A 12329-nucleotide genomic window follows, 5' to 3' on the forward strand; every position below is an offset into this window, starting at 1 on the left:
CCCCTTAGCCCTCACAATGCCAAATGTCTGCATTATATTGAGCAATCGTGCGGTCAGATGAGAAAAAGCCCGCTTTTGCGATATTTTGAACGACTTTCTCATTCCAACTATCTTGATCTTCATAATCGGCTAAGATTTGTTCTTTCGCTTCAACATAAGCATTAAAGTCAATTAACGTCATAAACCAGTCTTTATTTAATAACTCATTATAAAGACGTTCTAAACGTGTTTTATTGCCTAATTTCACTACTGCAGGATTCAGAATAAAATCGACCGCTCTTTTAATATCCTTGTCGTTTTCATAATACTCTTTTGAAACATAGCCTGCTGTTTCATAAAGTTTAATAATGCTTTCTGAATCTTTACCGAACGTATAGATATTTTCAGCACCGGCTAATTCTGCAATCTCAACATTAGCGCCATCCATTGTGCCTAACGTTAACGCCCCATTAAGCATAAATTTCATATTCCCTGTACCGGAAGCTTCTTTAGAAGCAAGTGAAATTTGTTCTGAAATATCGGTTGCAGGAATCAGTTTTTCCGCCACGCTCACATTATAGTTTTCCACTAAATGGACGTTTAAATACTTATTCACTTCAGGATCATTATTGATTAACTCAGATAAGCAAAGAATTAAGTGAATAATATCCTGTGCAATGATATAAGCAGGTGCCGCTTTTCCGCCGAAAATTACCGTAATTTTACGTTTTGGCAATTTACCTGCTTTAATTTCTAAGTATTTATGAATCACATAAAGCGCATTCATTTGTTGGCGTTTATATTCATGGAAACGCTTAATTTGCGTATCAATGATTGAATTTTCATCTAAATCAATACCTTTATTTTCTTTAAGGTATGCTTTTAGTGCTAATTTGTTTTCAAACTTAATTTTCGCTAATTGTTGATGAACCTTTTTATCATCTTTAAAGGCTAACAATTTTTCTAATTTCGTTGCATCATGCAAATACTCATCACCAATCAATTCTTTAATGTAAGCCGCTAATGCTTGGTTAGAAAACTCTAACCAACGACGGAAGGTAATGCCGTTTGTCTTATTATTGAATTTTTCAGGATATAACGCATAAAACGCTTTAAGTTCTGAATTTTTCAAAATCTCCGTATGTAATGCTGCCACACCATTCACCGAATTTGAAAAGTGAATATCCATATGTGCCATATGCACTCGTTTTTGTTTATCAATAATTTGTACTGCTGGATCTTTATATTCTGCACGCACTAATTTATCTAATTTCTTAATGATCACCACTAAATGTGGCACCACTTCATCTAAATAATCTAGCGGCCATTTTTCTAATGCTTCAGCCAAAATGGTATGGTTGGTATAGCCCACCATATTACGTACGATTTCAACAGCTTCTGCAAATTTAATCTGATGTTTTTCGGTTAATAAGCGAATTAATTCAGGAATCACCATTGAAGGGTGTGTATCATTGATCTGTACATACGCATAATCAGCTAAATCATGTAAGTTACTACCACGCGCAATCGCTTCATCAATTAATAATTGTGCCGCATTTGATACCATGAAGTATTGTTGATAAATACGTAATAATTCCCCGTTTTTATCTGAATCATCTGGGTAAAGGAATAAAGTCAGATTTTCTTCAATCGCAGTTTTATCAAACTCGATACCTTTTTTAATCAGTTTAGGATTCACTGATTGAATATCAAACAAATTGAGATAGTTCTTCGTATCTTTCTTATAACCTAAAATATCAATACGATCTAATTTAGAGGTTAATGTAAATTTCTTAAATGGTACTTCATAGCTAATATCTGTTGGAATTAACCAAGAGTTATCCTCAATCCAATCATTAGGTTCAGCATGTTGTTCATTCTTTTTAAAGACCTGTTTGAACAACCCATAATGATAATTTAAACCAACCCCCTCAGCATTTAAGCCAAGGGTAGACATGGAATCAATAAAACAAGAAGCCAAACGCCCTAAACCACCATTTCCTAAAGATGGTTCTGGCTCAATATCTTCAATATGGCTTAATGATTTACCCGCACTTTCTAATTCCGCTTTGATATCTTGATACACACCAAGGTTAATCAAGTTATTAGAAAGTAATTTACCAATTAAAAACTCTGCTGAGATATAGTAAACCTTACGTTTACCCGCATTTTTAGGTTTATCTGCAGAAAGTGCTTTTACGTAATTTAATAATTGAATATAAGTTTCTTTATCACTTAATTGCTCAAGCGATTTATTGGTTTCGTTTTTTACAAATGTACTAAATTTAATCATTGTTTTTTCCTGATTAGCACGTTGATATAACGTGGTCATTTTTGCTAAAAAGTCTTTTTTATCTTGCGTTAAATCTGATTGCTGCATTCTCCATTGCCAGTTTCCACCAATTGTTGAAGGAACATTCATTCTTGAACTCGCAGGCAAATCTAAAACATCTTGCATTGTGGCAATCGCCGTATTGCTAACCGTTGCAAAGAGCTGACGAATCATCGCCTGACAAATCGATTCATCCTCATGGCGATGCGTATAATCATTGATATATTGCTGCTGTTGTTCAGTCAGGCTGTTATACCAACCATTGGTCACATCGTTATCATGTGTGCCGGTATAAACAATGGAATGCGGGATGCAATAATGCGGGCTATCTAAGCTTTCTCCGCTAACATCTTCAAAGCCAAATTGCAGAATCTTCATGCCAGGATAGTTACAGTCTGTAAGCAATTTTCTGGCTTTGTCATCAATATTACCTAAATCTTCGGCAATAATCGGTAAATCGCCCAATTGCTCTTTAACGGCTTTAAATAAGTCATAACCTGGGCCTGGCTGCCAGCTACCATCTTTAGCCACCTCTGCTTTTCCATCTACTTGCCAATAATCAGAGAAACCTTTGAAATGGTCGATACGTAGTACATCATAAATTTTGAAGCTTTCTTCAATGCGGTGAATCCACCAAGCGTAGCCTTGTTTTTTATGTTCTTCCCAAGCGTAAAGCGGATTGCCCCAAAGTTGTCCTGTTGCACTGAATTGATCGGCTGGGACCCCCGCGACAAAAAGCGGATTGCGTTCTTCATCTAATTGGAAGAGTTCTGGTTTTGTCCAAACTTCAACGCTATCTGCCGCCACATAAATCGGCATATCACCGATAATCTTAATGCCTTTTTGATTTGCGTAATTTTTTAATTCAGTCCATTGTTTGAAGAAGAAATATTGCGTCACTTTAAAGTACTGAATTTGCTCCGCTAACATGGTGCGATATTTTTCCAATGCACTTGGATCTCGAGCCACAGCTTTTTTATCATCCCATTTTTGCAATGCTTGATTGCCAAAATGCTCTTTAATTGCCATAAACTCAGCAAAATCATCCAACCACAAACGATTGCTTTTCTCGAAGTGTTTGAAATCAGCTTGGAATGATTGATTCTCTAAAAAATTTTTCACGGCTGTTTCTAAAATCGGACGGCGCGCGTAGAAGATACGTTCATAATCCACGCTAGTTGGATCATCACCAAAATTGACCGAAGCATAATCCGATTCTTTCAACAAGCCCATTTGGGTTAATAAATCAAAATCAATAAGATGAGTATTACCTGCAACCGCAGAGAAAGATTGATAAGGAGAATCACCATAACTGGTGGTAGTGAGTGGAAGAATTTGCCAATAAGTTTGTTTGGTTTCAACTAAAAAATCGACAAAATCATAAGCGGATTGCCCAAAACTACCAATCCCAAATGCATTTGGTAGTGAGGTAATGTGCATAAGAACACCACTTGAACGAGTAAGCATAATATCTCCTTTAGGACGTCATCATTTTTCGCTTATTCTAACCTAAACATATTTTAATGCAACAACATATACGTAAAAGTTTAGAACATTTTCGTAAAAGATTGGTTTTCATTAAAATTTATACGTATAACATTAAGGATTTTATGATATGCTATTAACACATTTATGGAGCGGCTGATAAAAGGATAAGAAATGAGCAAGTACAAGCAGGTCTATAACGAGATAAAAAGCCAAATTAATAATGGTAATTTAGCACCATTGCAAGAACTCCCGAGTGAAAATGAACTTATGCAAAGCTATGGTTTTTCTAAAGATACTATTCGAAAAGCGCTTTCCTTACTTGAAATTGATGGCTATATTCAAAAGCAACAAGGCAGAAATTCGATTGTTTTAAAACATGATTTATCTAAACCACAAATGCTTTCCGAAATTAAAACCGTCAGCGAGTTAAATAGTGCTTCAACACATCAAGTAAAAACCACATTAACCAGCTTGTATATTGTGCAAGGTGAAGAAGAGCTGATGCATATTTTTAATGTCGATGACCAGATTGATTTCTACCGTATTGCTCGCCTCCGTGAAATTGATGGCGAAGCCGTTGAATATGAGGTTTCTTATTTTGATCGCCGCATCGTACCTTTTATTAGCCGAGAAATCGCTGAACACTCTATTTATCACTATTTAGAAAACGAATTAAAATTAAAAATTAGTCACTCTCAACGAAAAATTGTCTTTCGCTATGCAAACGAAGAAGAAAAAAATGCGATCGATCTTGGTGAGTATGACATGGTTGTGAATGTGACGAGTACCACTTATTTGGCTGATGGTCGACCGTTTCAATATGGGAGTATTAGCTATCGACCAGATAAAATTGCATTTACATCAACAGCAAAACGACATGTCTAGTTTTTGTAAATGATAGGTTGTTATTTAAAAAATTCATAAAAAAAGTGCGGTCATTTTTAACCGCACTTTTTATTTAAGCTATTTTAACCAAAATTGTCCTTTGAAAATTTTTCCTAATGTCATCAGCACCAAACCGCTCATCATCACGTTAGCAAAGATAAATGCACCGTTTGCCAATCCGCTCAGTACGTTATGATGAACAAAAGAAACCGCCCCATTCGCTAAAGAAGCTAATCCGAATGAAAAAGCCCAGAACCCAATATTCAGTCCTTTTTCACTAATCCAAGGAAACAGGCGAATTAAAAAGAACATTTGTAAAAAACCGTATCCCCATAAGAGCTTAACGAAAAGATCGATCTCTCCCCCATTAAGCGATAAGTAAGCCGACGAGCCCACAAATGCTGGGGCAAGAATGATCCCCATTGTTGGACGAAATTGGGGTTCAATCTGCAACACGCGTAAACGTTGGAATAACACCGGTTCATAAATAATCCAAGCAATCATCCCTGCACCTAAGAACAAATAGCCTAAATCTTGATAGCCTAACAAGGCTAATGATGAGGCACTTGTAAAGTTAGTCGCCACAGAGGGCAAATAAAAAGGTGGCAGTGTCGATTTTTCCTCAAATGTGCCATCTTTCCATAACGCACTAATTCGCACTGAAGCAAACAATAATTGCCCAATTGTCCCGATCCAAATTAATCCCTCACCAATAAGAGGAAACCAGCGATACAGAACATCCCCGCTTAACATCGTTGTAATCGGTATTAATGCAAGAAAAGAAAAACGTATCGGACAACAATATTCATCTTGTACTTCTTGAGAGAAATAAATCATTTTATAAATATAGAGCAAGACGAAAAGTGCCCATACTGAAACAGACGTTATGCCAATAATATCACTCACATTTAGAGAAAAAGAGAGCGTATCGCCCATATGCAACCAGGCTAAAGATAAAGCGCTTAAACCTAATGGAATCGCAAAATAGCCTGTTGGTAATGGAAATGGTCGTTTATCAGTCATTATTATTCTCCTAAAAATTGATACCTTATAAGATTACCTCTAAATGCATGAATATTGATGTGGATTTATCTCAAAGACTAGAATAAAAATCTCATTTATCTAAATGAAAGAAAGGGCTAATAAAAATTAGCCCTAAATTGAATTAATATATTATTAATTATTTGCAGATCACTTCTAATCCGCCCATGTAAGGACGTAATACTTCTGGCACCGTAATTGAGCCGTCTGCATTTTGGTAGTTCTCAAGCACGGCCACTAATGTACGGCCAACTGCTAAACCTGAACCATTTAATGTATGCACTAAGCGAGTTTTCTTATCCCCTTTCGCTTTGCAACGTGCCTGCATACGACGTGCTTGGAAATCCCACATATTTGAGCAAGAAGAAATCTCACGATAAGTATTTTGTGCAGGCACCCACACTTCTAAGTCGTAAGTTTTGCAAGAACCAAAGCCCATATCTCCGGTACAAAGTAAGACTTTACGATATGGTAGATTTAAAAGCTGTAATACTTTTTCTGCATGGCCGGTTAATTCTTCAAGTGCTTCCATTGATTTATCTGGATCGACGATTTGTACCATTTCTACTTTATCGAATTGGTGCATACGAATTAAACCACGAGTATCACGACCATAAGATCCCGCTTCAGAACGGAAACATGGTGTATGTGCGGTCATTTTGATTGGCAATTCTGCTTCATCAATAATTACATCACGTACAAGGTTAGTCACTGGCACTTCCGCTGTTGGAATTAATGCGTAAGGTTGCTCACCTTCTAACGCTAAAGTATGGAATAAATCTTCACCGAATTTTGGTAATTGGCCTGTACCATAAAGAGTCGCATGGTTAACTAAATAAGGCACATAAGTTTCTAAATAACCATGTTGTTCGGTATGAAGATCTAACATGAACTGTGCTAATGCACGGTGCATTTTAGCAATTTGACCTTTCATTACCGCAAAACGCGCACCCGCTAATTTAGCTCCTGCAGCAAAATCTAAGCCATTGGCATCTTCACCTAATGACACGTGATCTTTGATCTCAAAATCAAAGGTACGCGGTGTACCCCAACGTAAAATTTCTTTATTTTCAGTATCATCTTTACCTAATGGCACTTCATCTGCTGGAAGGTTTGGAATGCTTAATGCGATTTGATTGATTTCTGCTAACACCGCATCAAGTTGGGTTTTCGCTTCATTAAGCTGTTCGCCCATGTTATCTACTTCAGCCAATAATGGTGCAATATCTTCACCACGTGCTTTTGCTGCACCAATAGCTTTGGAACGTGCGTTACGCTCTGCTTGTAATGTTTCAGTTTTTACTTGTAAATCTTTGCGTTGTTCTTCTAATGCGGTAAGTTTTTCCGTATCAAGAATAAAGTTACGTTTTACTTTTAATTTTTCTGCTACTTCAGCCAGATTATTACGGAGTAAATTTGGATCGATCATTGGAATTCCTTATTTTTCATTATGAAACAGATACCTTTATTCTAGCGTGCTTTGATCAAATAAACCAGTTAAAACCCTGATTTTTCTTTTATTAACCTCTTCAAAAATATCCAATTTTATGGCCGCACTTTGCCATGATTTAATTTTGTGATCTCTGTCAAATTCTGAGAATGAGGCACTAGAAACAGCAAAAAAAAGTTCTATAATGAAAATGAACGTTAACCAAGAGGAGTAACCTATGTTTCCTGAATTTCGCGATTTAATTACTAATCTCAAAAACAAAGATGCTTATTTTGATCGCTTGTTTGAAAAACACAATGTGTTAGACCAAGAGATCAAAAATAAGATTGATAACATAGAACTCGCTACTCATACGGAAATTGAGAACTTGAAAAAAGAAAAATTACGGATTAAAGACGAGCTCTATCAATACTTGAAAAAGAAAGCAGCTGAGTAATTGGTTTAATGTGAAGGCAAAGTGCGGTGAAATTTACCGCACTTTTTTGTTTTAAGCGGTTTTATTTTTTTGAGAGCCAAGATAAATCGCCACTAATGTCAGCACTGCCCCCGCCCATTGCCAATGATTGATGGGCTTATCTAATCCAAAGTAATCAATTACGAGCGCAACCACCGGTTCAGAAAGAAGCAACAAACCGGTTAAACCTAACGGCAAATAAGGAATGGTATAAGCAATCATGCCCCAGGCGACACATTGCATCACTGCACCATAAATAAACACCAATCCCCAATCAGTGAAAGTGGTGGGATAAAGATTATCAGGATTAAAAATTAGCGAAGGGACAATTAAGACAATCGCCCCACTTAAACTCAAAATAAACATTAACGAAAATAAAGCGCTGGGTTCTTCTTCGTGCACTTTTTTAATCATAATCATTGAAGTGGCAAGCATGCCTGCAGAAATGAGCCCAATGATAATGCCGTACATACCGTCAAAATTATGCTGTAGCTCTTCCCCTGAGATTAAGACAACACCCGCAACCGCTAGAAAAAGGCTTAACATTTGTAATTTCGTTTGGCGTTCACCAAAGAAAAAATAGCCAATTGCGGCCAAAAAGAAAATCTGCAAGCTATTCAGCAATGTTGAAATACCCGGCCCTACGGCATATACACTTTCATGCCAAAAAGATAAATCAAAGGCTAAAAAGATGCCAGCTAATGCGGCATACATCATCGCTTTACGGCTTTTCGGGAAACGCTGTCTTTTTAATTTCATTAAGAACCAGAAAATAAAAGAGGCAATAAGTAAACGCCAAAATGCAATGGCATAACCACCTACTGGCACAAACTTAACAATTAGGCTTCCTAAACCGAATAGCACGCAGCCCACGACTAACATCGGGGCGGCATAAGATTTTATTTTATCCATTAAATGAACATTGCCCAGACAGCCAAACTCGCCGCCACAAAGAACAAAATGAGTAAGCTGTTATAACTGAGTTTCCATTTATTAACACTATGCAAAAGCAATACCCCTGCTATTACTAAATGAAGAACAAAATAAATACCGTATGCGAAAACACCATCAAAACTGACCGCACTTACATCTTGATAAATAATAAAGATCAGTACTGCTAACGCATTCAGTGCAAGCAGTAAAATCATCAATAATGGCAGTAACGCAATGAAACCTTGCAGACGATTACGAGAAACAGACAAACATAAATTCGCTAATAATACGCCCATCACCGCTTGTGCCAATGGATTATATTGCACGAAATTTGGTGTTGGATTGCCGAAGAAAATCATCAAATAGGCAATTACACCCAATCCACTCACCAATGATGCCATTAAGAGAAAACCACGGCGAGCTGATTCATCTTTAGGTTGTTTCCATACTGCATATACGGCAGATAATCCGCATAAGCTAACAATATCAGTCATCACGTAATGATGTGGTGAGGCTAAGCTCATTCCAAGCCAAACTAACCAATAAAGTGCAAAATAGACATTTGCTTTGATTAAACGTCCGCGTTGTCCTGGACAAATTTCGCCTTTAATAAAGGCAACCAAACAAAGTAGCTGCGCAATCAGCACACCAAAGGCTAAATGAGGAATCAGTTTTTCAGCAGATTGCAAAGACTCTGCAAAACATTCAATAATTAATAGCAACCCAATTGGCAAGATAGCAAGAAATGCGGCTAAGGGTTTGGATTGTTCTTCTGACATAAGATTCTCGATTAGAAAAAGAAGGCGTCATTATGCCAAAATTTACAGCTTTTTTTAATGGCTTTCGTGCATTTTGACTCATTCCCTTTTAAAATAAGCAAAATTATAACCGCACTTTAGGAACCACAAAAAATGCTATTAAGCGTACTTTATATTATTGGAATAACTGCCGAAGGAATTACCGGTGCATTAGCCGCTGGACGAGAAAAAATGGATATTTTTGGGGTAATTATTATTGCCTGTGTGACGGCGATTGGTGGCGGTTCGGTACGCGATGTCTTACTTGGACACTACCCGCTTGGCTGGGTTAAACATCCTGAATATTTCATTATGGTGGCTGGTGCAGCGGTATTAACGGTTTTTATCGCGCCCTTCATCAAACATTTCATGCGCTACTTCCGCACGATTTTCTTGGTGTTAGATGCTTTAGGATTAATCGTATATTCCATTATCGGTGCGCAAATTGCCATTGATATGGGCTATGGTTTTACCGTTACATCCATTGCGGCAACAGTAACGGGTGCATTTGGTGGTGTGTTGCGTGATTTACTTTGTAACCGCATTCCCCTTGTATTCCAAAAAGAACTTTACGCCAGTGTATCATTCTTCTCTGCTGCTATGTATATGGCATTCCAATACATTCAATTAGAACACACGCTTTCAATTTTACTCACGTTATTCAGCGGTTTTGCACTGCGTTTACTTGCTGTTCGATTCGGCTGGGGCTTACCCGTTTTCGATTTCCAAGAGCAAGAAGAGGAAACAAATGATAAATTACCGAAGAAAACGAAGTAAGTAATAGCTATACAAACATTTGTTTATGCTAATTCTTCATCGAAAATGGAATAGAAATATTTATCTTCATTACAAAACTCGAGGAAACGCTCTGCTAAAGATGTGTCATCTGTAAGAGAGATACAGCCATAACCGATATCATCGTGCGGATAAAGTGCAATTCCTAACTTAGGATTAATTAAAAAACAAATACCACCACAAACTTTTCCAAAATAAAAAGCAATAACCAACTCACAATACAAGAAGATCTTATTGGAATCAAAATGCATGTTAAATATACTTATTGGAGGTTGTGGCTCATTTTTCAAATCGATTGATTCAAAATAATCTTCATAAACACCAGTATACTCATTTAAGAAATTACTCTTCTTGGCTTCTTCATATAAACTCAAGTATTCTTCTAAATAGCCAGATTGTTTTAATTCATCATCTACCTCTGAATTATCATCATATACTAGAGCACTAATAAGGAAAAAACCGTCCAAATCTTCAGAAAAAAATCTTTTAAGCAATTTAGAAGCTCTTTTTATGTTAGCCGTATCACCTAAATCATTTGCTCCAAAGTAACCCACCCATTTGTTACTTGTCGAAAATCCATTAAAGTTAATATTTCTAAAGCATAATGTATTATTTATTGGCGATTTTGATAATTTTTTCATATTTTCCCTACAAAATCTCATCATATTTTTAAGATATTTTATTACAACCATTTTTACTTCAAGAAATACTGAAAGTGAAAAAATGTGCTTTAAAATATGCCATCTAGCATAAAACTTGGCAAATCATAAACCATTCACACCGAATTCACAAAATCCTTAATTTTAATCATTTCACCTTACGCATTTTTACGATAAGCTACACCATATTTTTGTTGAAATAACAAGGGATTCGATATGTTAGAACAAATGGGCAAACAGGCCAAAGATGCGGCCTTTATTTTAGCGCAGTTAAACACCACTGAAAAAAATCATGCGCTCAGCATTATTGCAGATCAATTAGAACAACAAGCGGATCATATTCTTGCCGCAAACCAAAAAGATATTGAAATTGCGAAACAAAATGGCTTATCTGAAGCCTTAATTGATCGCCTTTTATTAACCGAAGAGCGCCTAAAAGGTATTGCGAATGATGTCCGCCATGTGATTTCTCTTGCGGATCCTGTGGGGAAAATCATTGATGGGAGCACCTTAGATAGCGGATTAAAGATCGAGCGAGTTCGTACACCGCTTGGCGTGATTGGTACGATTTACGAAGCGCGTCCTAATGTCACCATTGATGTGGCAAGCCTTTGCTTAAAAACGGGTAATGCCGTGATTTTACGTGGAGGAAAAGAAACACAACATTCCAACCAAATTTTAGTGGAAGTAGTACAAAATGCCCTTGAACAAGCGGGATTACCACGCCATGCAGTCCAAGCCATTACGGATCCGAATCGTGAGCTTGTAATGCAACTACTTAAATTGGATCGCTATGTAGATATGATTATTCCTCGTGGCGGAGCTGGTTTACATGAACTTTGTAAACAACATTCAACCATTCCAGTGATTGTCGGTGGTGTGGGTGTTTGCCATCTTTTTGTGGAAGAAAGTGCTGACCAAGAAAAAGCCCTTGCTGTGATTGCTAATGCAAAATGCCAACGTCCAAGTACATGTAATACGTTGGAAACGCTTTTAGTTCAACGCTCGATTGCAGAAACCTTCCTACCAAAACTCGCGAAATATTTAGCTGAGAAAAAAGTGAAATTCCATGCAAAATCGACCGCACTTTCGATTCTTCAAGCTGCCAATATCGATGTGCAAGAAGTGACCGAACAAGCGCTACGCCAAGAATGGGGGTCACTCGATCTCAATGTCGTAGTGGTTGAAGATATGGATGCGGCAATTGCTCATATTCGTGAATATGGCACACAACATTCAGAAAGTATCTTGACGGAAAATCAACGACTAGCCACTCAATTTATCAATCAAGTAGATGCGGCAGCTGTATATGTTAATGCAAGTACTCGATTTACTGATGGTGGGCAATTTGGTTTAGGCGCAGAAGTGGCGGTAAGTACTCAAAAACTTCATGCTCGCGGTCCAATGGGATTAGAAGCCTTAACCAGTTATAAATGGGTCTGTGTCGGCGATTACACTTCCCGCAAATAATCTGTTTCGTCTATAAAAAAACCGCACCTTGAAAGCATCAAAGTGC

Annotated in this window: 10 protein-coding genes; 4 read left to right on the plus strand and 6 right to left on the minus strand. The window is 37.2% G+C overall.

Going from position 1 to position 12329, the window contains the following annotated elements; translation table 11 throughout:
- Positions 1–4 precede the first annotated feature (4 nt).
- Complete coding sequence (gene malQ / locus DPV81_RS01855; protein WP_111386461.1) at positions 5–3778, minus strand: 4-alpha-glucanotransferase; 3774 nt, start codon at positions 3776–3778, stop codon at positions 5–7.
- Between the two features lie 192 nt (positions 3779–3970).
- Between malQ and DPV81_RS01860 the strand changes: the two genes are divergently transcribed.
- A complete protein-coding gene (locus DPV81_RS01860) occupies positions 3971–4684 on the plus strand; it encodes a GntR family transcriptional regulator (protein ID WP_005695759.1) in 714 nt (237 codons plus the stop codon).
- A gap of 78 nt (positions 4685–4762) precedes the next feature.
- Here the strand turns inward: DPV81_RS01860 and tehA are convergent, their stop codons facing one another.
- Positions 4763–5707, minus strand: coding sequence for a dicarboxylate transporter/tellurite-resistance protein TehA (gene tehA / locus DPV81_RS01865; protein WP_049373996.1), 945 nt, complete (start codon positions 5705–5707; stop codon positions 4763–4765).
- 157 nt (positions 5708–5864) lie between these two features.
- Positions 5865–7154: a serine--tRNA ligase gene (gene serS, locus DPV81_RS01870; protein WP_111386463.1), complete on the minus strand. Its 1290-nt coding sequence runs from the start codon at positions 7152–7154 to the stop codon at positions 5865–5867.
- A gap of 238 nt (positions 7155–7392) precedes the next feature.
- On the opposite strand from serS, the gene DPV81_RS01875 reads away from it, so the two are divergent.
- Entirely contained in the window at positions 7393–7611 is a 219-nt protein-coding gene (locus DPV81_RS01875) for an HP1242/YdcH family protein (RefSeq protein ID WP_005695756.1), read from the plus strand.
- A 51-nt stretch (positions 7612–7662) separates the two neighbouring features.
- On the opposite strand, the gene DPV81_RS01880 is transcribed toward DPV81_RS01875, so the two are convergent.
- Positions 7663–8541 carry a DMT family transporter gene (locus DPV81_RS01880; RefSeq protein WP_111386464.1) on the minus strand — a complete coding sequence of 293 codons (879 nt, stop codon included), beginning with the start codon at positions 8539–8541 and terminating at the stop codon, positions 7663–7665.
- Positions 8541–9341: an HI_1241 family integral membrane domain gene (locus tag DPV81_RS01885; RefSeq protein WP_111386466.1), complete on the minus strand. Its 801-nt coding sequence runs from the start codon at positions 9339–9341 to the stop codon at positions 8541–8543. Before DPV81_RS01885 ends, DPV81_RS01880 begins: the two co-directional genes overlap by 1 nt.
- A gap of 132 nt (positions 9342–9473) precedes the next feature.
- Between DPV81_RS01885 and DPV81_RS01890 the strand changes: the two genes are divergently transcribed.
- Complete coding sequence (locus tag DPV81_RS01890; RefSeq protein WP_111386467.1) at positions 9474–10136, plus strand: trimeric intracellular cation channel family protein; 663 nt, start codon at positions 9474–9476, stop codon at positions 10134–10136.
- Positions 10137–10159: 23 nt separating this feature from the next.
- Here DPV81_RS01890 and DPV81_RS01895 read toward each other — a convergent pair whose 3' ends face one another.
- Entirely contained in the window at positions 10160–10795 is a 636-nt protein-coding gene (locus DPV81_RS01895; protein WP_111386469.1) for a hypothetical protein, read from the minus strand.
- A 234-nt stretch (positions 10796–11029) separates the two neighbouring features.
- Here DPV81_RS01895 and proA point away from each other — a divergent pair, with 234 nt between their 5' ends.
- Positions 11030–12283, plus strand: coding sequence for a glutamate-5-semialdehyde dehydrogenase (gene proA / locus DPV81_RS01900; RefSeq protein WP_111386470.1), 1254 nt, complete (start codon positions 11030–11032; stop codon positions 12281–12283).
- Positions 12284–12329 lie beyond the last annotated feature (46 nt).

The organism is Haemophilus parainfluenzae, from assembly GCF_003252795.1.
Classification (GTDB): domain Bacteria; phylum Pseudomonadota; class Gammaproteobacteria; order Enterobacterales; family Pasteurellaceae; genus Haemophilus_D; species Haemophilus_D parainfluenzae_K.

What these genes read in the sequence shown, in the direction of transcription:
- malQ (WP_111386461.1), bottom strand. Translation starts at nt 3,778, where the DNA reads ATGCTTACTCGTTCAAGTGGTGTTCTTATGCACATTACCTCACTACCA.
- DPV81_RS01860 (WP_005695759.1), top strand. Translation starts at nt 3,971, where the DNA reads ATGAGCAAGTACAAGCAGGTCTATAACGAGATAAAAAGCCAAATTAAT.
- tehA (WP_049373996.1), bottom strand. Translation starts at nt 5,707, where the DNA reads ATGACTGATAAACGACCATTTCCATTACCAACAGGCTATTTTGCGATT.
- serS (WP_111386463.1), bottom strand. Translation starts at nt 7,154, where the DNA reads ATGATCGATCCAAATTTACTCCGTAATAATCTGGCTGAAGTAGCAGAA.
- DPV81_RS01875 (WP_005695756.1), top strand. Translation starts at nt 7,393, where the DNA reads ATGTTTCCTGAATTTCGCGATTTAATTACTAATCTCAAAAACAAAGAT.
- DPV81_RS01880 (WP_111386464.1), bottom strand. Translation starts at nt 8,541, where the DNA reads ATGGATAAAATAAAATCTTATGCCGCCCCGATGTTAGTCGTGGGCTGC.
- DPV81_RS01885 (WP_111386466.1), bottom strand. Translation starts at nt 9,341, where the DNA reads ATGTCAGAAGAACAATCCAAACCCTTAGCCGCATTTCTTGCTATCTTG.
- DPV81_RS01890 (WP_111386467.1), top strand. Translation starts at nt 9,474, where the DNA reads ATGCTATTAAGCGTACTTTATATTATTGGAATAACTGCCGAAGGAATT.
- DPV81_RS01895 (WP_111386469.1), bottom strand. Translation starts at nt 10,795, where the DNA reads ATGAAAAAATTATCAAAATCGCCAATAAATAATACATTATGCTTTAGA.
- proA (WP_111386470.1), top strand. Translation starts at nt 11,030, where the DNA reads ATGTTAGAACAAATGGGCAAACAGGCCAAAGATGCGGCCTTTATTTTA.